This window comes from Micromonospora sp. NPDC049081 (genome assembly GCF_040648835.1).
Classification (GTDB): domain Bacteria; phylum Actinomycetota; class Actinomycetes; order Mycobacteriales; family Micromonosporaceae; genus Micromonospora; species Micromonospora antibiotica.
Window position 1 is genome coordinate 71755 of record NZ_JBEZEK010000011.1, and the last position, 22565, is coordinate 94319.

General features: G+C 70.5%; 20 protein-coding genes. 8 read left to right on the forward strand and 12 right to left on the reverse strand.

The window, feature by feature from the left end:
- The first annotated feature begins 433 nt into the window (after positions 1-433).
- Positions 434-712 (forward strand): excalibur calcium-binding domain-containing protein, encoded by a 279-nt coding sequence (locus tag AB0B63_RS17780; RefSeq protein ID WP_208568609.1) that lies wholly within the window; start codon positions 434-436, stop codon positions 710-712.
- A 303-nt stretch (positions 713-1015) separates the two neighbouring features.
- A complete protein-coding gene (thrS, locus tag AB0B63_RS17785) occupies positions 1016-2218 on the forward strand; it encodes a threonine--tRNA ligase (RefSeq protein ID WP_357019707.1) in 1203 nt (400 codons plus the stop codon).
- Between the two features lie 51 nt (positions 2219-2269).
- Here thrS and AB0B63_RS17790 read toward each other — a convergent pair whose 3' ends face one another.
- Genes AB0B63_RS17790 through AB0B63_RS17805 form a run of 4 tightly spaced genes read right to left on the reverse strand, consistent with a single transcriptional unit; the run spans position 2270 to position 7029 of the window.
- Complete coding sequence (locus AB0B63_RS17790) at positions 2270-4303, reverse strand: ABC transporter ATP-binding protein (RefSeq protein WP_357019711.1); 2034 nt, start codon at positions 4301-4303, stop codon at positions 2270-2272.
- On the reverse strand, positions 4300-6033 hold the full coding sequence (locus AB0B63_RS17795; RefSeq protein WP_357019714.1) for an ABC transporter ATP-binding protein: 1734 nt from the start codon (positions 6031-6033) through the stop codon (positions 4300-4302). Before AB0B63_RS17795 ends, AB0B63_RS17790 begins: the two co-directional genes overlap by 4 nt.
- Positions 6027-6551 carry a MarR family winged helix-turn-helix transcriptional regulator gene (locus AB0B63_RS17800; RefSeq protein ID WP_357019974.1) on the reverse strand — a complete coding sequence of 175 codons (525 nt, stop codon included), beginning with the start codon at positions 6549-6551 and terminating at the stop codon, positions 6027-6029. Before AB0B63_RS17800 ends, AB0B63_RS17795 begins: the two co-directional genes overlap by 7 nt.
- Before the next feature lie 31 nt (positions 6552-6582).
- Positions 6583-7029, reverse strand: coding sequence for a DoxX family membrane protein (locus AB0B63_RS17805; RefSeq protein ID WP_208568605.1), 447 nt, complete (start codon positions 7027-7029; stop codon positions 6583-6585).
- A gap of 84 nt (positions 7030-7113) precedes the next feature.
- Between AB0B63_RS17805 and AB0B63_RS17810 the strand changes: the two genes are divergently transcribed.
- Entirely contained in the window at positions 7114-7683 is a 570-nt protein-coding gene (locus tag AB0B63_RS17810; RefSeq protein WP_357019718.1) for a TetR/AcrR family transcriptional regulator, read from the forward strand.
- 332 nt (positions 7684-8015) lie between these two features.
- Here the strand turns inward: AB0B63_RS17810 and AB0B63_RS17815 are convergent, their stop codons facing one another.
- Entirely contained in the window at positions 8016-9455 is a 1440-nt protein-coding gene (locus AB0B63_RS17815; protein ID WP_208568603.1) for a GuaB1 family IMP dehydrogenase-related protein, read from the reverse strand.
- Between the two features lie 158 nt (positions 9456-9613).
- Entirely contained in the window at positions 9614-11365 is a 1752-nt protein-coding gene (locus AB0B63_RS17820) for a biotin carboxylase N-terminal domain-containing protein (RefSeq protein WP_357019722.1), read from the reverse strand.
- A 132-nt stretch (positions 11366-11497) separates the two neighbouring features.
- Between AB0B63_RS17820 and AB0B63_RS17825 the strand changes: the two genes are divergently transcribed.
- The 3 genes from AB0B63_RS17825 (at position 11498) to AB0B63_RS17835 (ending at position 14062) form a co-directional block, all read left to right on the forward strand.
- The gene (locus tag AB0B63_RS17825) at positions 11498-12214 is read left to right on the forward strand and encodes a PadR family transcriptional regulator (protein ID WP_357019725.1); all 717 of its coding nucleotides are present in this window, start codon (positions 11498-11500) and stop codon (positions 12212-12214) included.
- Positions 12215-12329: 115 nt separating this feature from the next.
- Positions 12330-13289 (forward strand): ATP-binding cassette domain-containing protein, encoded by a 960-nt coding sequence (locus AB0B63_RS17830; protein ID WP_208568601.1) that lies wholly within the window; start codon positions 12330-12332, stop codon positions 13287-13289.
- Positions 13290-13306: 17 nt separating this feature from the next.
- Complete coding sequence (locus AB0B63_RS17835; RefSeq protein ID WP_208568600.1) at positions 13307-14062, forward strand: ABC transporter permease; 756 nt, start codon at positions 13307-13309, stop codon at positions 14060-14062.
- Positions 14063-14261: 199 nt separating this feature from the next.
- Here the strand turns inward: AB0B63_RS17835 and AB0B63_RS17840 are convergent, their stop codons facing one another.
- From AB0B63_RS17840 to AB0B63_RS17860, 5 genes are all read right to left on the reverse strand, one after another.
- On the reverse strand, positions 14262-14915 hold the full coding sequence (locus AB0B63_RS17840) for an O-methyltransferase (protein ID WP_357019730.1): 654 nt from the start codon (positions 14913-14915) through the stop codon (positions 14262-14264).
- A 9-nt stretch (positions 14916-14924) separates the two neighbouring features.
- Complete coding sequence (locus AB0B63_RS17845) at positions 14925-15581, reverse strand: Maf family protein (RefSeq protein WP_357019733.1); 657 nt, start codon at positions 15579-15581, stop codon at positions 14925-14927.
- 9 nt (positions 15582-15590) lie between these two features.
- Positions 15591-16697, reverse strand: coding sequence for a type VII secretion-associated serine protease mycosin (gene mycP / locus AB0B63_RS17850; protein WP_357019736.1), 1107 nt, complete (start codon positions 16695-16697; stop codon positions 15591-15593).
- Between the two features lie 1414 nt (positions 16698-18111).
- A complete protein-coding gene (locus AB0B63_RS17855; RefSeq protein WP_208568596.1) occupies positions 18112-18579 on the reverse strand; it encodes a hypothetical protein in 468 nt (155 codons plus the stop codon).
- A 196-nt stretch (positions 18580-18775) separates the two neighbouring features.
- A complete protein-coding gene (locus tag AB0B63_RS17860) occupies positions 18776-18988 on the reverse strand; it encodes an acyl-CoA carboxylase subunit epsilon (protein ID WP_357019740.1) in 213 nt (70 codons plus the stop codon).
- Positions 18989-19079: 91 nt separating this feature from the next.
- On the opposite strand from AB0B63_RS17860, the gene AB0B63_RS17865 reads away from it, so the two are divergent.
- Together AB0B63_RS17865 and AB0B63_RS17870 are read left to right on the forward strand one after the other, a co-directional pair.
- The gene (locus AB0B63_RS17865; RefSeq protein WP_357019744.1) at positions 19080-21290 is read left to right on the forward strand and encodes a protein kinase; all 2211 of its coding nucleotides are present in this window, start codon (positions 19080-19082) and stop codon (positions 21288-21290) included.
- Between the two features lie 91 nt (positions 21291-21381).
- Positions 21382-21615: a hypothetical protein gene (locus AB0B63_RS17870; protein ID WP_088643959.1), complete on the forward strand. Its 234-nt coding sequence runs from the start codon at positions 21382-21384 to the stop codon at positions 21613-21615.
- A gap of 99 nt (positions 21616-21714) precedes the next feature.
- On the opposite strand, the gene AB0B63_RS17875 is transcribed toward AB0B63_RS17870, so the two are convergent.
- Positions 21715-22467, reverse strand: coding sequence for a GH25 family lysozyme (locus tag AB0B63_RS17875; RefSeq protein WP_357019747.1), 753 nt, complete (start codon positions 22465-22467; stop codon positions 21715-21717).
- Positions 22468-22565: the final 98 nt, after the last annotated feature.

Sequence of the window (22565 nt, forward strand, 5' to 3'; positions counted from 1 at the left end):
ACCGGTGAGCGTCGGATCCGGTCCGGTCCCCCGCTCTGCGCCGGCCACGGATGATGATCGTTGATCATGACGGCTGTCGATTCTGACGATGGCAACTGAGCCAACCGTATCGCCGTCACCGGCCCGGACCCGGTGATTGACCCCAGCCGCGCGGCGACGACCCGGCGGGTCGGACCGGTGCCGCCGGCCCGACCCCGGCTGCGCCGGTCACCCGCACCCCGGTCGAGCCGGGCACCCTCCCCCTTCCCGGCGGTCGGCCGCGCGGGTCGTACGACGTCTCACGGCCGTCACAGCGGCGTCGCGCCGCTACCGGCCGACCGGTGATCATCGTTCGGACACACCGGCTGTCGGCCCGGGGACACGACGCCCCACCCGCCGGTGTCGCCCGGATAGCGTTCCGGGCTCAACCGACATTCCTTTCGGAGGCTCGTAGATGGTTTCCATCCTGGTGCGGGGCGCGCTCGCCGTGACCCTGGCGCTCGGCAGCACCCTCGTCGTCGTGACCGGCCCGGCCGAGGCGGCGGCGACGAAGTACAAGAACTGCACCGAACTGAACAAGAAGTACAAGCACGGGGTGGGCAAGAAGGGCGCGAAGGACAAGGTCCGGGGCAGCACCAAGCCGGTCACGAACTTCACCGTGTCGGATTCGGTCTACGCGAAGAACACCCACCTGGACCGGGACAAGGACAAGGTCGCCTGCGAGAAGCGCTGACCGCGCCGCAGCGGACCGCAGCGCCGGACCGCAGCGCCGGACCGCGCCGCGCGGCGCGCCGTGCCGGACCGCGCGGGGCCGGGGGACCGCGCCGGAGGCCGGTCGGCCGTAAAGCGTTCGCCCCGGACGTCGCCGGGGTCGTACGGTGACGGTATGCGCAGTGCTGTGGTGACCACGACGCCGGGAGATCCCGGCGTGCCGCACTGACGTTCACCGTCGACGAGGCCCCGGGCGATCCGCCCGGGGCCTCGTGGCGTCGCGGGCACGGTCGCCTCCGGGTCGTACCCGATCAAGGAGCGCGACATGATCGACCACCGTAGGCTCGGCCGGGAGCTGGACCTGTTCGTCTCCGATCCGCTCGCGGGGGCCGGGCTGCCGGCCGGCGCGGCGGCCCGGCACGCCGTCGAGGAGTACGTCCGCGAGCTGGAACGCCGGGCCGGCTACCAGCACGTCTACTCGCCACCGCTGGGCCGGCGCGAGTTGTTCGCGCTGTCCGGGCACCTCGGCCACTTCGCCGACGAGATGTTCCCACCGATGCGGATGGGTGACGACGAGTTGCTGCTCCGGCCGGCGCTCTGCCCGCACCACGCGCTGGTCTACCGGGCCCGGGGCCGCTCCTACCGGGAGTTGCCGCTGCGCGTCGGCGAGCTGGGTGGGATGTACCGGGCGGAACGGTCCGGGGTGCTCGGCGGGCTGGCCCGGGTGCGGGCGATCTCGCTCAACGACGCGCACAACTTCTGCACCCTGGAGCAGGTCGGCGACGAGGTGCGGGAGATCCTGCGGCTGATCCGCCAGGCGCACGCGGCGCTCGGCGTCCGCCCGGCCGGGTTCCGGTTGTCGCTGCGCGGGCCGGGCGCGAAGTACGTCGGGGACGACGCGTCCTGGGCACGCGCCGAAGAGCTGCTCCGGGCCGCCCTCGACGGGGTGGACCACGTGGAGGTGCCCGGTGAGGCCGCCTTCTACGGCCCGAAGATCGACATCCAGATCGTCGACGCGGCCGGCCGGGAGTCGACCATCTCCACCGTGCAGATCGACTTCGACAAGCCGGAGAAGTTCGACCTGTCGTACACCGATGCGGCGGGTGCCCGGCGACGACCGGTGCTGGTGCACCGCAGCCTGGTCGGGAGCATGGAGCGGCTGTTCGCCTATCTGATCGAGGCGCACGAGGGCGCCTTCCCGCCCTGGTACGCCCCGGTGCAGCTGTTGCTCCTGCCGGTCGACGCCGGGCAGGCCGACGCGGTGGACCGGGTGGCCCGCCGGGCGGTCGACGCCGGGCTGCGGGTCGAGGTGGACGCGGGCGGTTCGCTGGGTGCCCGGGTCCGTGACGCGGCCCGCCGCCGGGTGCCGTACGTCGGGGTGGTCGGGGCCCGCGAGGCCGCCGCCGACGCGGTGGCCCTGCGGCTGCGCGACGGTCGCAGCCTCGACCCGATGCCGGCGGCGGACGCGGTGCGGCTGATCGGCGCGGTGGTGGCGGCCCGCTCGGCGCAGTTCCTCCCGGCCGGCTGACGGTGCGGGGGCCGGGGGATCGTCCCCCCGGCCCCCGCACCGGTCTGTCACTCAGCCCCGGGCCGGTGCCGGTGCCGCCGCTGCCGGCGCAACCTCGTCGTCGACCACCGCCGCGGCGAACTGCGCCTGGTAGAGCCGGTGGTACGCCCCCCGCGCGGCGAGCAGTTGCTGGTGGGTGCCCTGCTCGACGATCCGCCCGTCCTCCATCATCAGGATCAGGTGGGCATCGCGGATCGTGGACAGCCGGTGCGCGATGACGAAGCTGGTCCGGTCGGAGCGCAGCGCCGCCATCGCCCGTTGCAGCAGCACCTCGGTACGGGTGTCCACCGAGCTGGTCGCCTCGTCCAGGATCAGCAGCGACGGCTCCGCCAGGAACGCCCGCGCGATGGTGATGAGCTGCTTCTCCCCGGCACTGACGTTGCTGCCCTCCTCGTCGATGACGGTGTCGTACCCGTCGGGGAGGCTACGGACGAACCGGTCCACGAAGGTGGCCCGCGCGGCGGCGAGGATCTCCTCCTCGGTGGCGTCCGGCCGGCCGTAGGCGATGTTGTCCCGGATGGTGCCGCCGAACAGCCAGGTGTCCTGGAGCACCATGCCGATCCGGCCGCGCAGGTCGTCGCGGCGCAGCGTGGTGATGTCCACCCCGTCGAGGGTGATCCGCCCGGCGTCCAGTTCGTAGAAGCGCATCACCAGGTTGACCAGGGTGGTCTTGCCGGCGCCGGTGGGGCCGACGATGGCGACGGTGTGGCCGGGCTCGGCGACCAGCGACAGGTCGTCGATCAGCGGCTTGTCCGGGTCGTACCGGAAGGAGATGTTCTCGAACTCGACCCGGCCGTGCGGTTCGACGACCCGGGCCGGCGTGGCCGGGTCGGGGCTCTGCTCGTCGGCGTCGAGGACGGCGAACACCCGTTCGGCGGAGGCCACCCCGGACTGGAGCAGGTTCGCCATCGAGGCGAGCTGGGTGAGCGGCTGGGTGAACTGCCGCGAGTACTGGATGAACGCCTGCACGTCACCGAGGCTCATCGACCCCGACGCCACCCGCAGCCCGCCGACCACGGCGATCGCCACGTAGCTGAGGTTCCCGACGAACATCATCGCCGGCATGATGATCCCGGAGATGAACTGGGCGCCGAAGCTGGCCCGGAACAACTCCTCGTTCTTGGCGTGGAAGGTGGCCTCCACCTCCGGGGAGCGACCGAAGACCTTGACCAGTTCGTGGCCGGTGAACGCCTCCTCGATCTGACCGTTCAGCTCGCCGGTGTGGGTCCACTGGGCGATGAACTTCTGCTGCGACCGCTTGGCGATCTGCTGCGTCACGATCACCGACAGCGGCACCGCGACCAGCGCGACCAGCGCCAGCAGCGGCGAGATCCAGAACATCATCGCCAGTACGCCGACCACGGTCAGCAGCGAGGTGAGCAGTTGGCTCAGCGTCTGCGACAGGGTCTGCGAGATGTTGTCGATGTCGTTGGTGACCCGGCTGAGCAGCTCGCCGCGCGGCTGCCGGTCGAAGTAGGGCAGCGGCAGCCGGTTGAGTTTCTCCTCCACCTCGGCACGCAACCGCAGCACGGTGGCCTGCACCACCCCGTTGAGCAGCCAGCCCTGCCACCACATCAGCAGGCTGGCGGCGACATAGAGGCCGAGGGCGAACAGCAGCGTCCGGCCGAGGGCGTCGAAGTCGATGCCGGCCCCGGGGACCACGTCCATCCGGGCGACCATGTCGGCGAGGTTGTCGTTGCCGGAGGCCCGCATCCCGGACACCGCCTGGTCGACGGTGGTGCCCGCAGGCAACTGCCGGCCGATCACCCCGGCGAAGATGATGTCGGTGGCGTGGCCGAGGATCTTCGGCCCGATCACGCTGAACCCGACGCTGGTCACCGCCAGGGCGATGATGCCGGTCAGCGGCACGCGGTGCGGTCGCAGCCGGCCGAGCAGCCGGCGGGCCGACGGCCCGAAGTTCATCGACTTCTCCGCCGGCATGCCGGCGCTCATCCACGGCGGCCCGCCGGTGCGCCGGCCGGCCGCCGGCAGCCGCTTCGGCGTGGTCTCCTCCGGGGCCTTCTTCTGCTCGGGTACGGCGGTCATGCCGGCACCCCCGTCGTCTGCTGGGACGCCACGATCTCGGCGTACGTCGGACAGTCGTCGAGCAGTTCGTCGTGTCGGCCCATCCCGACCACGCCTCCGTCCTCCAGCACGATGATCTGGTCGGCGTCGATGATCGTGGAGACCCGCTGGGCGACGATCACCACTGCGGCGTCGGCGGTGACCGGGCGCAGCGCGGCCCGCAACCGGGCGTCGGTGCCCAGGTCGAGCGCCGAGAACGAGTCGTCGAACAGGTAGATCTCCGGCTTACGGACCAGCGCCCGCGCGATGGCGAGGCGTTGCCGCTGCCCACCGGAGACGTTCGTCCCGCCCTGCGTGATCGGGGCGTCCAGCCCGCCGGTCATCTGGGCCACGAAGTCCCGGGCCTGGGCGATCTCCAACGCCGTCCACAGCTCCTCGTCGGTGGCGTCCGGGTTGCCGTAGCGCAGGTTGCTGGCCACGGTGCCGGTGAACAGGTAGGGCTTCTGCGGCACCAGGCCGATCCGCCGCCACAGCTCCTCGGGGGCCAGTTCGCGGACGTCGACCCCGTCGACCAGCACCGTGCCGGCGGTCGGGTCGACCAGCCGGGGGATCAGGGTCAGCAGGGTGGTCTTGCCGGCGCCGGTCGAGCCGATCACGGCGGTGGTCCGCCCCGGGGTGGCCCGGAACGAGATGTCGTGCAGCACCGGCGCGCTGGCCCCCGGGTACTGGAAGGCCACGCCGCGCAGCTCCAGCTCACCGTGGCCGTCGACCCGGGTGACCGGCTCGGCCGGTGGCACCACAGTGGACTCGGTGTCCAGCACCTCGGTGACGCGTTCGGCGCAGACCGCCGCGCGCGGCACCATCATCAGCATGAAGGTGGCCATCATGACGGCCATCAGGATCTGCATCAGGTACGCCAGGAAGGCGGTCAGCGCGCCGATCTGGATCTGCCCGGAGTCGACCCGCTGGGCACCGAACCACAGCACGGCGACGCTGGAGACGTTGAGCACCAGCATCACCACCGGGAAGATCAGCGCCATCAGTCGACCGACCCGCAGGGCGGTGGCGGTCAGGTCGGCGTTGGCCACCCCGAACCGCTGCGTCTCGTACGGCTCGCGGACGAACGCCCGGACCACCCGGATGCCGGTGATCTGCTCGCGGAGCACCCGGTTGACCGTGTCGATGCGGGTCTGCATGAGCCGGAACCCGGGCACCATCTGGCGGATGACCAGGCCCAGTGCGATGGCGAGCACCGGCACGCTGACCAGCATCAGCCAGGACAGGCCGATGTCCTCCCGCAGCGCCATCACCACCCCGCCGACGCTCATGATCGGCGCGGCGACCAGCATGGTGCAGCTCATCAGCACGAGCATCTGCACCTGTTGCACGTCGTTGGTGTTGCGGGTGATCAGCGAGGGTGCGCCGAAGCGGGCCACCTCGCGGGCGGAGAACCGGTTGACCTGCCTGAAGATCGCCGAGCGGACGTCCCGGCCGAAGGCCATCGCGGTCCGTGCGCCGAAGTAGACCGCCGTCACCGCGCAGGCGATCTGGAGCAGGCTGACCAGCAGCATCCAACCGCCGGTACGGATGATGTAGTCGGTGTCGCCCCGGGCCACCCCCAGGTCGATGATGTCGGCGTTGAGGCTCGGCAGGTAGAGCGAGGCCATCGTGCCGACGAACTGGAGCAGCACCACCGCGCCCAGCGGCCGGTGGTAGGGCCGCAGGTAGCGGCGCAGCAGACTGATCAGCACGGATGGCTCCCGGGCCTCGGGTCGTCGGTCGTGTCCTGGTGCTGTGTTGTCAACCTCTTGTCCTCCCCGTCGGACATGGTCGTGATGACCTCGATCAGAAAATCCCGGATCACCGCGCGCCGGGCCGGGTCGGCGTCGACGGAGGTGAGCGGGGTGTCGGTGCGCATCCGGTCGACCAGGGAGCGGATGTGTTCCCGCCCCTTGTCGGTCAGCGCCAGTCGGACGGTCCGCCGGTCGGCGTCGTCGCGGCGGCGCTCGACGAAACCGTCCCGTTCGAGGGTGTCGACGATCCCGGTGAGGGTGGCGGGCCGGACGAAACAGCGGTCGGCAACGTCCCGGTGGGTGGCGTCGTCGAGGTGGTTCAGGGTGAACAGCACCCTCATCCCGGCCGGGGTCAGGCCGTGGTGTTCGGCCAGATAGCGACCCCAGTGCTGGTCGACGAGGTGGCCGGCGACCGACAGCAGCCGCCCGAGCGGCACGGTGCGGAGCACGTCGGGATAGGCAGCCAGTGGTTCCATCTGCACGCTGAGTATGTTAGCCCCCGGACCGTCAGGGGCCAAACGAAATGGCCAGGGCTGCTCCGACGTACAGGATCTGGAGCGCCGTACGCGGACCGAGCGGGGTGACAGGTCGACCGGCCAGAGTCAGGTGGCGTCGGGCCGCCGAGACGTTCGCGGGGAACATCGCCACCATCATCAGGGCCAGGCCGGCGGCGACCGGGCGGGCGGTGACCGGGACCAGTAGGCCCACCGCGCCCGCCAGCTCCAGCACTCCGGTCGCGGTGACCAGGGCGCCGGGGAAGGGCAGGCGGGGCGGGACCATGGCGATCAGACCCTCCCGGCGGGGCGAGGTGAAGTGGGCGAAACCGGTCAGCACGAAAAGTAGTGCCAGGCCGACGCGGAGCGCGGGGTGCCAGCCGTCGAGCGCGTCCACGCCCGCCAGGCCGACCAGGCGTGCGACGGCGGTGCCGACGAGCAGAGCGATGAACGGAACCATGCGAACCTCCTGAGGCGCAAATCTTTATATTGCCAAGATGCCGTCCCGATCGCTTTCTTGTCAACGTAAAGATACGATCGTGTCATGACCGTCACCCGCGCCTACCACCACGGAGATCTGCCTCGCGCCCTGCTCACGGCGGCGGTGGCGGCGATCGAAGAATCCGGCCCGGCGGCGCTCAGCCTGCGCGACCTCGCCCGCCGCGCGGGCGTCTCGCACGCCGCCCCGACCCACCACTTCGGCGACAAGGCCGGGTTGCTCACCGCCCTCGCCGTCGAGGGGTTCGACCTGCTGGCCGCCGCGCTGACCGCAGCCGGTGACGACCTGCTCGACGTCGGGGTGGCCTACGTGGACTTCGCCGTCAGTCACCGGGCGCACTTCGAGGTGATGTTCCGACCCGACCTCTACCGGGCCGACACCCCCGAGGTGCGGGCCGCCCGGGAGCGCGCGGGTGCGGCGCTGCACCTCGGCGTGGCGGCCCTGCCACCGCACCGGGCCGAGCCGGGCGAGTCACGGACGGACGCGTTGGCCGCCTGGTCGATCGTGCACGGCTTCGCCACGCTCTGGCTCTCCGGCGCGCTACCCCCCGACATCGACGCCGACCCCCGCGCCGCCGCCCGCACCGTAATCCGCCACCTAATCCCCCCACCCTGACCCACCCCACCCACCCCCGCCCCCTCATCCCCGCCCCCTCGCCCCGCCCGCCCTAGGGCGAGTTGATCAAGAGGTTTACGTCACCCACCGCCAGATTCCCGACGCAAACTTCTTGATCACCGCCTCACTAACCCCTCTGCTCGGGTGATCAAGAGGTTTACGTCACCGGCAACGGAATTCCTGACGCGAATCTCTTGATCACCGCCTCAGGCGCTCAGACGGTGGGGTGATCAAGAGGTTTGCGTCAGTTGGGGCGGGTGGGGTGACGTAAACTTCTTGATCAACTCGCCCGGGGGCGGGGCGGGGGCGGGGGCGAGGGGAGGGGGTGGGGGTTACCAGCTGGTGGGGAGGGGCATGCCTTCGGTGTAGCCGGCGTGGCTCTGGATGCCGACCAGGGCGCGTTCGTGGAACTCGTCGAGGGTGCGGGCGCCGGCGTAGGTGCAGGCGCTGCGTACCCCGGAGATGATCTCGTCGATCAGGTCCTCGACGCCGGGGCGGGCCGGGTCCAGGTACATCCGGGCGGTGGAGATGCCCTCCTCGAAGATCGCCTTACGGGCGCGGTCGAAGGCGCTGTCCTCGGCGGTCCGGGCGCTGACCGCGCGCGACGAGGCCATCCCGAAGCTCTCCTTGTAGCGTCGCCCGTCCGGCTCGGTGTAGAGGTCACCCGGCGACTCGTAGGTGCCGGCGAACCAGGAGCCCACCATCACGTTGGACGCACCGGCGGCCAGCGCCAGCGCCACGTCCCGGGGGTGGCGTACCCCGCCGTCGGCCCAGACGTGCCGGCCGAGGGCGCGGGCCGCCGCCGCGCAGTCCAGCACGGCGGAGAACTGGGGTCGGCCGACCCCGGTCATCATCCGGGTGGTGCACATCGCGCCCGGTCCCACCCCGACCTTGATGATGTCCGCGCCCGCCTCGACCAGGTCGCGTACCCCCTCGGCGGTGACCACGTTGCCGGCGGCCACCGGGACCGGGGGGTCCAGTTTGCGGACCGCCCGTAACGCGGAGATCATCCGTTCCTGGTGCCCGTGCGCGGTGTCCACCACTAGGGTGTCGACGCCTGCCGCGAGCAGCGCCTCGGCCTTTCCGGTGACGTCACCGTTGATGCCGACGGCCGCCGCGATGCGCAGCCGACCCCGGTCGTCGACGGCCGGCCGGTAGAGGGTGGCCCGCAGCGCACCCTGCCGGGTGAGCACCCCGACCAGGCGGCCGTCGTCGTCGACCACCGGGGCCAGTCGCCGCCGTCCCGCGTTGAGCCGTTCGAATCCGGTACGCGGGTCCGCGTCGGCCGGCACCGTGTGCAGCTCGGTCGACATCACGTGTTGGAGTTGGGCGAACCGGTCCACCTCGTGGGTGTCCGCCTCGGTGACCACCCCCACCGGCCGACCGGCCTCGTCGACGACCACCACCGCGCCGTGGGACTTCTTGGGCAGCAGGTGGATGGCGTCGCCGACGGTGTCGGTCGGGCCGAGCGTGATCGGGGTGTCGTGCACCAGGTGCCGTTGCTTGACCCAGTCGACCACGGTGGCGACCACCTCGATCGGGATGTCCTGCGGGATGACCGCGATCGCACCGCGCCGGGCCACCGTCTCGGCCATCCGCCGGCCGGCCACCGCCGTCATGTTCGCCACCACCAGCGGGATGGTGGTGCCGGTGCCGTCACCGGTGGACAGGTCGACGTCGAGCCGCGAACCGACCTCGGACCGGGCCGGGGCCATGAAGACGTCGTTGTAGGTCAGGTCGTGCGCGGGCACCGCGCCATGAAGGAACCTCACCCCGCCATCATTCCCGCTTCCGGCCCGTCCCGCCGCCGTCGGTGGCCCAGACCACCCCACCGCTGCGGGGGCCGTCCGGCGGCGGGGGCCGGGCATCTGCCGGCCCCACCAGGGGGTACGGCCGGAAGGCGGAACAGGCGGCGGGGCCGTGGAGCGGGTCAGGCGATGGTGCAGATCGCCGCACCGGCGGTGAGCACCGCACCCACCTCGGCGGCGAGCCCCGCGACCGTGCCCGCCTTGTGCGCGTGCAACGGCTGCTCCATCTTCATCGCCTCCAGGACGACGACCAGGTCCCCCTCGGCGACGGTGTCCCCGTCCGCGACGGCGATCTTGACGATGGTGCCCTGCATGGGGGAGGTGAGCGCGTCGCCGCTGACCGCCGTACCCGTGCCGGTGCCGCCACCCCGGCGGGCCGGCCGGCGGGCGGCGGGGGCTGCGGTGGTCGTACCCCCGGTGAGGCCGGCGGGGAGGGTGACCTCCAGCCGCTTGCCGCCCACCTCGACCACGACGGTCTCGCGTGCCGCCGCCGTGTCGGCGGGGCCGGCGGTGGCGGTGAACGCCGGGATCGGGTTGTCGAACTCGGTCTCGATCCACCGGGTGTGCACGGTGAACGGCTCGGTGGTGAACGCCGGGTCCCGGACGACGAGGCGGTGGAACGGCAGCGCGGTGGCCATCCCCTCGACGACCATCTCGTCGAGCACCCGGCGGGCCCGTTCGATCGCCTCGGCGCGGGTCTCGCCGGTGACGATCACCTTGGCCAGCAGCGAGTCGAAGTTGCCGCCGATCACGTCACCGGCGCTGACCCCGGTGTCGACCCGGACGCCAGGGCCGGTGGGCAGCCGCAGCGCGGTGATGGTGCCGGGGGCGGGCAGGAAGTTGCGGCCCGGGTCCTCGCCGTTGATCCGGAACTCGATGGCGTGCCCGCGCGGGGTCGGGTCCGCGGTGAACCGCAGTTTCTCGCCGTCGGCGATCCGGAACTGCTCGCGGACCAGGTCGACGCCGGCGGTCTCCTCGGTGACCGGGTGCTCCACCTGGAGCCGGGTGTTGACCTCCAGGAAGGAGACGGTGCCGTCGCCGCCGACCAGGTATTCGACCGTGCCGGCGCCGTGATAGCCGGCCTCCCGGCAGATCGCCTTGGCGCTGTCGTGGATCTGGTTGCGCTGCGCGTCGGTGAGGAACGGCGCGGGGGCCTCCTCGACCAGCTTCTGGTGCCGGCGTTGCAGGGAGCAGTCCCGGGTGCCGACCACGACGACGTTGCCGTGCCGGTCGGCCAGCACCTGCGCCTCGACGTGCCGGGGCTGGTCGAGGTAGCGCTCGACGAAGCACTCGCCGCGCCCGAACGCGGCGACCGCCTCCCGGGTGGCCGACTCGAACAGGTGCGGGATCTCCTCCAGGGTGCGGGCCACCTTGAGGCCCCGCCCGCCCCCGCCGAAGGCGGCCTTGATGGCGACCGGCAGGCCGTGCTCGACGGCGAAGGCGGTCACCTCGTCGGCGTCGGCGACCGGGTCGGCGGTGCCGGGGACCAGGGGCGCGCCGGCCCGCTGGGCGATGTGCCGGGCGGTGACCTTGTCACCGAGGTCGCGGATCGCCTGCGGGGTCGGACCGATCCAGGTCAGGCCCGCGTCCAGCACGGCCTGGGCGAAGTCGGCGTTCTCGGAGAGGAAGCCGTAACCCGGGTGTACGGCGTCCGCGCCGGCCCGCCGGGCCACCTCGATCAGCTTGTCGATGCGCAGGTAGCTGTCGGCGGCGGTGTCGCCACCGAGGGCGTACGCCTCGTCGGCGAGGGTGGTGTGCAGGGCGTCCCGGTCGGAGTCCGCGTAGACGGCGACGCTGCCCAGACCCGCGTCGCGGCAGGCCCGGATGACGCGGACGGCGATCTCTCCACGGTTGGCGATGAGTACCTTGCGCACCTTGGTGCTCCTCCCGGGGTCGTTGCCTCGGGAGTGTATCGGCAGCCCGGAGGCCCCCTAACGATCATTCAGTGTGGGATGCCGCACTGTGGGCGCGGTCGACTAGTCAAACTTGGTTATTACGCTTGTACGGTGTCTGCGACTCGGTTGATGATCCTGGGGCTGGTCCGGTGGATGCAGCCCGTGCACGGCTACGACGTACGCCGCGAGCTGTTGAGCTGGGGTGCCGACAAGTGGGCGAACGTGCAGCCCGGCTCGATCTACCACGCGTTGCGCAAGCTGACCGAGGAGGACCTGTTGCGGGCGGTCGCGACCGAGCAGGTCGGTGCCCGTCCGGCGCGCACCACCTACGAGGTGACGCCCAAGGGGGACGAGGAGTTCGAGACGTTGCTGCGGGCGCAGTGGTGGCAGTTGCACGAGGTGCCGGACCCGTTCGCGTCGGCCTTCTCGTTCCTGCCGGCGATGCCCCGCGAGGAGGCGGCGGCGGCGCTGCGCAACCGGGCGAATCTGCTGCGTGCCGGTGTCGAGTCGATGCGTGCCTCGTTGGACTCCGACTGGGTGCGCAACAGCAGGCCGGTGCACGTGACCTGGATGTTCGAGCTGTGGTTGGCCCGGGCCGAGGCGGAGATGGCGTGGTGCGGGCGGATCGCCGAGCGGATCGACTCGGGGGTGTCGTACCTGCCTGCTGGGCTGACGGGGGCGGGCGTCTGGCCCGGCTGGACCGACGGCGCTCCGCAGCGCGGCACGGCCGAGGGTGCTCCGCCGCCAGGCGCGGCCGACGGCGCTCTGCCGCCCGGCGCGGCCGACGGTGCTCCGCCGCCCGCCGAGAAAAGTAATAATCAACGTTGACCATAGAAGCTATATCGCGTTAGCCTGCTTCCGGCCCGTTGCGGGAGTGCGCCGCATGGCGTCACGGGGGCAGACGACGGCCGGCACCACCCGGCCCGGACGACCAGGAGCAGAGATGATCGAGACCAGAGGGCTGCGGAAGTCGTTCCGCTCCCGGCAGGGTCGGGAGACGAAAACGGTCGACGCCGTCCGGGGGGTGAACCTCCAGGTCCCGGCGGGAGAGATCTTCGGTTTCCTCGGCCCCAACGGCGCCGGCAAGACCACCACCCTGCGGATGCTCGCCACGCTCATCGAGCCGGACGGCGGCGAGGCCACCATCGCCGGTGCCGACCTGCGCAAGGACCCGGCCGAGGTGCGCCGCCGGATCGGCTACGTCGCCCAGGGCGGCAGCACCTGGGACGAGAGCACCGCCCGCGAGGAACTCGTCCTGCACGCCCGGATGTACGGCATCGGCAAGGCCGACGCGCACCGCCGCGCGGTCCGCGCCCTGGAGGCCTTCCAGCTCACCGAGTACGCGGACCGCAAGTGCAAGACCTACTCGGGCGGCCAGCGGCGACGGGTGGAGATCGCCCTCGGCATCATCCACGAGCCGAAGATCGTCTTTCTCGACGAGCCGACCACCGGCCTCGACCCGCAGAGCCGCGCGCACATGTGGGACGAGATCCGCCGGCTGCGTACCGAGGGGATGACCGTCTTCATCACCACGCACTACCTCGACGAGGCCGACGCGCTCTGCGACCGGATCGCGATCATGGATCACGGCGAGGTGGTCGCCGAGGGCACCCCGGCCGAGCTGAAGCGGGAGATCTCCGGCGACGTCGTGCTCGTCGGCCTCGACGTGGCGAGCACCCCGCAGGCCGCCGAACTCCTCGACAGCGAGGAATACCTCAACAAGCTGGAGACCGTCGACGAGGGCGGGCTGCGCCTCTACGTCGACGAGGGCACCACCGCCATCCCGCAGGTCCTGCGCCGGCTCGACCACGCCGGGCTGGTCATGAGCTCCATCGAGCTGCACCGCCCCAGCCTCGACGACGTCTTCCTCACCAAGACCGGCCGCTCGCTGCGCGAGTCCTGAGACACCGGAGACCACGGATGAAATTCGCCCGCGACACCTGGCTGATCTTCCAACGCCAACTTCAACTGCTGCTGCGCAACCCGGTCTGGGTCTTCGTCGGCGTCTTCCAGCCGGTGATGTACCTGCTGCTCTTCGCCCCGCTGCTCAAGCCGGCGCTGAACGCGCCCACCCAGGCCGCCGCGTACAAGATCTTCGTACCGGGCCTGCTGGTGCTGCTGGCCATCTTCGGCGGACTGTTCCAGGGCTTCGGCCTGATCGCCGAACTGCGCGCCGGAGTCATCGAGCGGTCCCGGGTCACCCCGATCAGCCGGCTCGCCCTGCTGCTCGGCCGCTCCCTGCGCGACGTCGTCTCGCTGATCGTGCAGGCGATCATCATCACCCTGCTGGCGCTCCTGTTCGACCTGCGGGTCTTCATCGGGGACCTGCTGCTGGCGTACCTCATGCTGGCCCTGATCGCGCTGATGACCTCGGCCGTCTCGTACGGCGTCGCACTCAAGGTCAAGAGCGAGGACGCGCTCGCCCCGTTGATGAACACCGTGGCCCAGCCGGTGCTGCTGCTCTCCGGCATCCTGCTGCCGCTCACCTTCGCCCCCGGCTGGCTCCAGGGGGTCGCCGAGTGGAACCCGTTCTCCTGGGCGGTCGACGGCACCCGGGCGTTGTTCGCCGGTGACCTCGCCAACGACAAGGTGTGGCAGGGGCTGGGCATCATCGCGGTGCTCGCCGCCGCCGGGGTCTTCTGGGCGGCCCGACAGTTCGCCCGCAGCGTCCGCTGACGATCCCCACCCCGGGCGAGGCCCGGTCACGCGCTCGTCGCGTCAGACCGTCACCCCACCTCCCCACGGCACCCCGGCTTCCCGGCCGGATGCTGTGGGGAGGTGATCGACTGTGTGCCGCCGAGCGGTATCGGTGCGCGGTGGACACCGCAACATCGGCCCAGGGGGAGCCGAACTCGCCATTCCCCCGGCCGGCCGGTCAGTGCACCCGGGCGAGGGTGACGCCGTCGGCCAGGGGGAGCAGCACCGCATCGACGCGTACGTCGGCGAGCACCTCGTCGTTGAAAGCGGCGATCGCCCGGTCGGCGGCGTCACGGGGGGCGAGCACCCGGCCGCCGCGCAGGGTGTTGTCGACCGCGATGACCGCACCGGGCCGCATCCTCGGCACCAACTCCGCCCAGTACACCGGGTAGCCGGTCTTGTCGGCGTCGATGAAGGCGAAGTCCAGGTAACGCTCGTGCGGCAACTCCCGCAGCGTCTCCGCGGCCGGGCCGATGCGCAACTCGATCCGGTCGGCCACCCCGGCGCGCTGCCAGTAGGACCGGGCGATACCGGTGAACTCCTCCGAAATGTCGAAGCAGGTGAGCCGACCGTCCTCGGGCAGCCCACGGGCGATCGCCAGCGACGACAGCCCGGTGAACGTGCCCACCTCGACGGCCTGCCGGGCACCCAGCAGCCGGGTCAGGAAGGTGAGGAACGCCGCCTGCTCCGGCGCCACCTGCATCTCGGCGTGCGCCGGCAGCACCGCGCGGGTCTCCTCGGCCAGATCGCGGATGATCTCGTCCGGCGGAGACCCGTGGGCGATGAGGTAGGCGTGCAGTTCCGGCGTCAGCGGCAGCGACTTCGTGGTCATGACCGGACGTTAGCCCAGCGGCTCGATCTCCTGGGCGCCCGGCGCGACCTTCGACCACAGGTCGGTGATGCTCAGCTCCAGATCGCGCAACAACCCACGGAGCAGCGGCAACGACAACCCGACCACCGTTCCCGGATCACCCTCGATCCCGTTCAGGAACGCCCCGCCCAACCCGTCGATGGTGAACGCCCCCGCCACCGCCAACGGCTCACCCGTGGCCACGTACGCGGCGATCTCCGCATCGGTGACGTCCGCGAAGTGCACGACCGTCGAGGCCACCGCCTCCGCGCGGGACTCACGCATCACGTCGAGCAGACAGTGCCCGGTGTGCAACACCCCGCTGCGCCCACGCATCCGCTCCCACCGTCGGGTGGCGTCGGCCGCATCCGCCGGCTTGCCGAGAATCTCACCGTCGAACGCGAGCACCGAGTCGCACCCCAACACCAGAGTCCGCTCGTCGGCAGTGGTACGTAGCCGGTCGGACACCGCCTGCGCCTTCAGCCGGGCCAACTCCAGGCAGAGATTCTCGGCCCGATCCGCGACCACCTGGGACTCGTCGACCCCACTCACCAGTACGTCCGGCTCGATCCCGGCGGCCTGAAGCAACTTGCGGCGGGCGGGGCTCTGCGAGGCGAGTACGAGGCGCAGCGGCAAAGAATTGGACACGGGCCGACGCTACCGGCTGATCCGTGGTGGCGGGTCGTCGGCACCTCGGCGACGACGCCACACCAGGAACCCGCACCCGGCAGCCACGATCACCCCCAACGTCGCCCACCCCCGTGCGGCGGCACCGCCATCGTCGTTCCCACCGGACGATGACGTGGCTGCGCTCGTCGTCCCTGCCTGCGGGGGAGCGGCGGTGACGCTCTCGAAGCCGAGGGGTGGGACATCGGCGGTGAGCGCGGCCACCAGGTCGATGACTCCATAGCCGTACTCGTCGTCCCGGCCGGGAGGACCTTTGTCGACAGCGGTGGCCGTCAGCCGGTGTACGACCTCGGCGGCGGGAAGGTAGGGGTACTTCGAGCGGACCAGCGCCGCCGCCCCGGCAACAATGGCCGTCGCATCGGACGTACCGGTTCCCTTGCGGTACTTGCCGTTGATGCTGGTGCTGTAGATGTCGACAGCCGGCGCAACAACATCAACCTCAGGACCACTCACAGAGATGGAGGCATGCTTACCATTTTTGCTTGTCCCGCCCACTGCTATGACACCCGGATAGGCGGCCGGGTATCCAACGTCTCGTTGGTTGGGTTGGTTGCCTGCTCCAGCTACAACAACAATGTTGGCTTCAGTTGCTTCTTTGACGGCCAGCTGTAGTCGAAGATCAGGCTCCCCTGTCATTGAGATGCTGATTACGCCCACTTTTTTTGATACCGCGTAGTGGATCCCTGCAGCGAGGTCGTCGCTATTGCCCTGCTTGTTGGATACCTTGATTCGCACCGGCACTATCTTGGCCATTGGTGCAATTCCGAGCGCGCCCCCTTGAGCTTCCCCGTGGGCTGCGATTAGGCCAGCCATCCCTGTTCCGTGGCTATCTTGGTCCTGATGGCCGTCGCCGCCTCCTTTGTATGTGAGGTCAATTCCAGAAAGAAGATTTCTGTATAGGTCGGGATGCTCTTCCACCCCTGTGTCTGGCACTGCTACTACGACGCCTGCACCGCGGCTGATCTGGTGCGCCTCGTCAACCTTTAAGTATCGCAGATGCCACTGGTCTTCCCTGACAGATGCAGGGGGATTTGCTGACTGGATCCCAGAAGGAACTCCTGGAATGAGGGTCGTCAAAAAAGTAAGGGAAATGGTTGCTCTCTGTGCGGCTCTTCTAATCAACGATCGAATCCGATGGCTGGCCCTGGATCAATAGGGCCTTGCTCGTCAGGGGGGTGAACTACTGGAGGCACGCCTTCCGCTGCCTCCCAGGGGTTGTCTGGATTCCACTGACGCAGCTTGCTATTGGATGAACTGCCGTGATCCAGCAGTCCGAACGGCCCGCCTGGCGGGCTGGTAGTGCCACCTAGGGGCGAGATTCCGGGAACATTGTTGGACTGAGTAAATCGGGCGCTGCGGGGCCTTGTTCCTGCCGCGCCTGTTGGTGTAGTTCCAGCGCCGCCGCCGCCGATTACACCGCCGATAGGGTTAATGCGGCGTGATGAGGTTGTGCCATTAGGTTGCCCCAAGCCAATTCCCGGCGGTCCTCCAATTAGGCCGTTAGGTGGTACTTGGCGAGCGGGGAGGGTTGGTGAAGGGCTGTGGTTGTTTCCAAATCCTGTTCGGACAGGATTGTCGCGTGGAGGTTGAGGCGGCCCGGGTTGATCGCCTCGGCTGCTCGTGCCGGTTATTGGCGAGAGGGGAGGAAAGTTGGTGCTACTTCCGGGCGCGACTTGCGGTGCTGGGCCGAGCGATCCCTGAATCGCGGGAGGTGGAGCAATTCCAGTGCCGGCGCTACCGAGGATCGGTCCCACGGTGTTAGTTGTTTGATTTGGTAGCAATCGTGCTTGGTTACTCGACCCCGGCCTCGTTATGGACTCTTTCTGTGGGATAGGAATTGGCAAAATCGGTGGAATTGCAGGCCCTTCGTGGGGTAATGCGTATGTGTCGGGGCTGCTCTGATCTACCCCCGGTGTTGGCCTCGGTCTGGGAGGGGGTTTTTGGAGCATTGCTTGGGCTTGTTGGAGTTCACCACTGAGCCCGAACATGATCCCGCGTGCCTGTACGTTCAGCCGCTCCAGGTCGCCATCGCTCACCGGTGGGTCCACCACCCGGCTGCCCATCGCCGCCTTGGGGTCGGCCAGCGTCGCTTCGTACCCCCGCTTCTGCTGGAGCTTCGTCGCGTACTCGTCGTGTAGGCGCCTCAGTTGCGGTCTGGTGCTGTCGATGGCGCGGGCGGCGGCGGCGAGGGCGTCGTGGTTGGCGGCGGCTGTGTCGTGGGTGTGCTGCACCCTGCTGATCAGCTCGTCCAGTTCACCGAGGTACGCCTTGGCGGCGTCGTTGGTGGCGGGTGGCCATGCCTCGGCGAGGCCGCTGCGGTACTGCTGGAGTCTCCGCAGGTGAGCCTGGGCGAGGTCGCAGACCTTGCGCCATCCCGCGACGTGCTTCCAGTGCCCCTGGGTCTCCTGGTCCTGGAGGCAGGCCCACATGCTGAGCACGTCCATCAGTTGCCAGTCGGTGAGGCCGGAGGTGCGGCCGCTGCCCCGTTCGATCACGGCAGCACCACCGGGCCCGGATTTTCGGGGCTGTTGGGCGCGGGAGCGGTCCACGAGGAACGGCCGGTGAGAGTGGACGCGGTGACCTGTGCGCCGTGCAGGGCGCGTTCGACGTCGGTCACCCGGGCGTGGGCGAAGGCGTCGGCACCCTGGTAGTCGGTGGCGATCCGGTTGGCGGCGGTCGCCAGCCGGCCGGTGGCGCCGGCCAGGCCGTGCACCAGGTCGGAGGTGGCCTGCTGGGTCTCCCAGTGCGCCTGGAGGAAGTGCACCAGTTCGATGAACGCGTCGCACGGGTTGGGTACGGCGGCGGTCATGTCGTCGGCGATGTAGCGCAGGTGTGGCGTGTAGTTCCGTTCGACCTCGGTCTGGAGTTGGTCGGCGAACTCCCGCATCTGGCGGATGTCGGCCTCGATGCCGCCGTAGTTGCCCAGCCAAGAAGCTGGGCGGCCCTCCTCAGGGATCACTGGTCCTCCCGAACGTCACGACACCGTCTCCCAGAGTGAGGCTAGTGGCTGTTCGGCGATCCCGGCAGCCCCGGCACCGGCCCCGGCCGCCCTCCGCCAGGCAACAGCCCCGGCACTGGCCCCGGCCGCCCACGGCCAGTCAACAGCCCCGGACGGCCGCCGTCGGCCGGCAAGCCTGGCGCGGTGGCGTCGGCTGTCAGCGGGGCAGGCCGGAGGTGCGCCAGGCGGCACGACCGGGCAGCGGGACCGCGCCGACCGGACGGGCGCTACGGGCCCACGTGGACCCTGCGGCGGGCCTGGGTGTGCCGGCCGGCCGGGAACGGAGGGTGATCGCGCCCACCAGCGCGGCCAGTTCCTCGGCGGTGGGAACCCCCCGGACTACCCGGAACAGCGGCTCTTCGGCAGACATGCCGCCAGAGTACGCGTCCGCAAGTTGACCCACGTCGCACAGTGGCGTGCCGGCGGTGTGCGCGTTGGTGCGGCCGGGTACCGTCTCACCGATGTCTGACGTGCCTTCCCAACTCGTCGCTGACCGGTACCGGCTGCTCGCGCCGCTCGGTCAGGGTGGCATGGGCCGGGTCTGGAGGGCACGTGACGAGGTGCTGCACCGGGACGTCGCCATCAAGGAGTTGGTCCCGCCGCCCAGTCTGACCGACGACGAGCGCCGCGAGATGCGGGAGCGGTCGCTGCGTGAGGCGCGGGCGATCGCCCGGCTCAACCACGTCAACGTGGTGCGCATCTTCGACGTGCTGCGTACCGACGGTGACCCGTGGATCGTCATGGAGTACGTGGCGTCGAGGTCGTTGCAGGACACCCTCGCCGAGGACGGGCCGGTGCCCCCGGCCCGCGCGGTGGAGATCGGCCTGGGCGTGCTGGGCGCGCTGAAGTCCGCCCACAAGGCCGGGGTGATGCACCGGGACGTCAAGCCGGGCAACGTGCTGCTCGGCACCGACGGCCGGGTGGTGCTGACCGATTTCGGACTGGCCACCATTCCCGGCGACCCGAACGTCACCCGGACGGGAATGGTGCTGGGCTCGCCCGCGTACATCGCGCCGGAGCGGGCCCGGGACGGCACCGCCGGGCCGGAGGCGGACCTCTGGTCGTTGGGGGCGACGCTCTACGCGGCCGTGGAGGGCAAGTCGCCGTACGCCCGGCCGTCGGCGATCGGCACCCTGGCCGCGCTGGCCACGGAGCCGCTGCCGCCGGCCAGGAACGCCGGCCCGTTGAAGCCGGTGCTGACCGGCCTGCTCCGCAAGGACCCGAGCGAGCGGATCACCGCCGAGGTCGCGGAGCGCATGCTGCGCCGGGCCGCCGGCAAGCGCGCCAGGGGCATCTCACTACTCGACGGGGTACGCCGGCCGGGGCCGAACGGCCCACGTGAGCCGCGTACGCCGGTGGTGCCGGCACCCCGCCCCGCGCAGGGCGGGGGCGCGAAGACCTCGTCGTCCCTGGCCGCCGCGGCGGCGAAGGCGGCGTCGGACAGCGCCGCCGCGCGGGCCACGGCGGGTGGTGCCACCGCGACGGGCGGCGCTGCGGAGGCGACTGTCGTCACCGGGGCGTCGACCACGGGCGCGGACGCCACCACGAAGATGTCGGCCGGAGTGGACGCCGGGCCCACCACGAAGGTCACCCCACCGGGTGGCGTCGACGACGCGCCGACCAGCCTGGTGGAGCCGGCCGGCACTACACCCACCGGTGGGGCCGCCGCGTCGGTGGCTGCGGACGCCGCACCGACCGGTGAGGCCGTCCCGTCGAGCGACGCGGACGCCGCACCGACCGGTGAGGCCGTCTCGTCGAGCGACGCGGACGCCGCACCGACCACCCGGGTCCCCGGGTCGACGCCTGCGGAAACCGCGCCGAAGGCCGGTGTGCCGACCGATGCCGGGCCGTCCGGCGCGGTCGCCCCGTCGGCCCGCGCCGGCCTCGACCCGGCCCCGCCGGCCAACCCCACCGCCGTGCTGGACACGCCGGTCAGCCCGTCCGCCGGGTCCGCCGGAGTCGCCTCCGTCCCGGTGTACGACGAGACGCCGCCGGACCACAAGCGACGTAACCTGCTGATCGGCGCGCTGGTCGCGGTGCTGCTGGTGGGATTGGCGCTGGCCGTCCCGTTGCTGACCAGCTCCGACGAGCCGGGGGACGGCACCCCGCAGGCCGACCCGACGAGCGTCGCCGCGTCCTCCGCCGCCCCGTCGTCGGCTCCGGCGGCTCCGCCCCCGACCAGCGCCGCGCCCAGCCCGACGCCGTCGGCCACCCCTTCCACCGACCCGAACGCGCTGCCTGAGGGCTGGGAGATGTACCAGGGGCCGACGTTCAAGGTCCCGGTGCCGAAGGGCTGGCGGCGCAGCGTCCGTTCCGACGCGGTGGTCATCACCGAGCCGAACGGGGTGCGGGAACTGCTCATCCAGTGGACGCCCAGTCCGAAGAAGGACGCGGTCGCCGACTGGAAGGGCCAGGAACCGTCCCGGAAGAACATCGTCAACAACTACCAGTACCTCGACATCAAGGCGTGCGGCGGTTACCGCACCTGCGCCGACTGGGACTGGTTGGAGAGCCGGGACAACACCCGCATCCACGTCCGCAACCGGGGCTTCGTCACCGCCACCAACCGGGGCTACGCGATCCGCTGGGAGGTGGCGGCGAAGGACTGGAACGCCAACCTGGACAACTTCGCCCTGATCACCAGCCGGTTCGTGCCGGACCGGAGGAACTGACCCGGGGGATTCCCGCCAGGGGTGAAGTCGTTTCGCATGACTTTCCGTCATCCGGGGTATCTGACCCGGGACGACGGAAGGAGGTAGCGAGATGAGTTACCGACGCAGGGATGCCCGGCCGAGACTGGCACTGTGGATGCTCGTCGCCCTCGGCGATGTCGTCCTGCTGCTGTTGAGCGCGGGCGTGGCCGCGCTGGTCGTGTCGATCGCCGTCGTGACGGTCGCCGCCGCCGGGGTCGCCGCCTGGCGGCTGAGCCGACGGACCGCGATGCCCACCGCCACGGATGCCGTGACCATGCCGTTGACCAGCCGGAAGAGCGCCTGACCCGACGGGCTCCACGAATCGCGACGGCGGCAGCCGGACCAGCCATCGACCCTACGGTGATGACCGGTCCCGCTGCCGCCGAGCCGGCTGTGGGGGCGGTCAGGTGTTGTTCGCGAGCGCGACCAGCCGGGACCGGGTGCCGTTCCAGTAGTTGCGGTCGACGTTGCCGCTGATCCCGGAGACGCTGCCGGTGCTGGTGTACTGCCAGAAGCTCCAGACCGAGGCGCCGGCCGGCAGGGTGCCGGGCGCGCTCGCCCAGCGGGCCACCCAGAGCGGGTGGTTGGCCCACGGGCCCGTCCAACTGCCGGTGCACTGGTTCCACCAGCTCGTGGTGGTGTAGATGACCGCGTACCGGCCGGTGCGGGAGCGGTAGGTGTTGAGGAAGTCCTGGATCCAGTTGCGCATCCCGGTGGTGGACAGCCCGTAGCAGGTGCCGCCGCTGTACGGGTTGGCCTCGACGTCGAGCGCGGCCGGCAGGGTGCGGCTGTCCGCCGACCAGGCCCCGCCGTTGCTGGCGAGGTAGTTGGCCTGGGTGGCGCCGGAGGAGATGTTCGGCCGGGCGAAGTGGTACGCGCCCCGGATCACCCCGGCGTTGTAGGCGTTGACGTAGTTGGTGTTGAAGTCCGGGTCCTTGTAGCTCGTACCCTCGGTGGCCTTGATGAAGGCGAACTCGATTCCGGCGTTGCGCGCGCTGCTCCAGTTGATGGAGCCCTGGTAGTGGGAGACGTCGACGCCGGCGGTGGTGGCGGCGGTCGCGGGTGCGGCCGTGACGACGAGGGCCGCGGCCGCGGTGGCGGCGACGGTGAGACCGGCGGCGAACAGCCGGCGCAACGACAATCTGGTACGGGTCATGGATTCCTCCAGGGACGCCAATCGATTGACGCCAATCTTTGGAGATTCCTGCCCTTGATCGCAAGAGGTCCTAAGGAAACTTTCATCGACAACGGTCG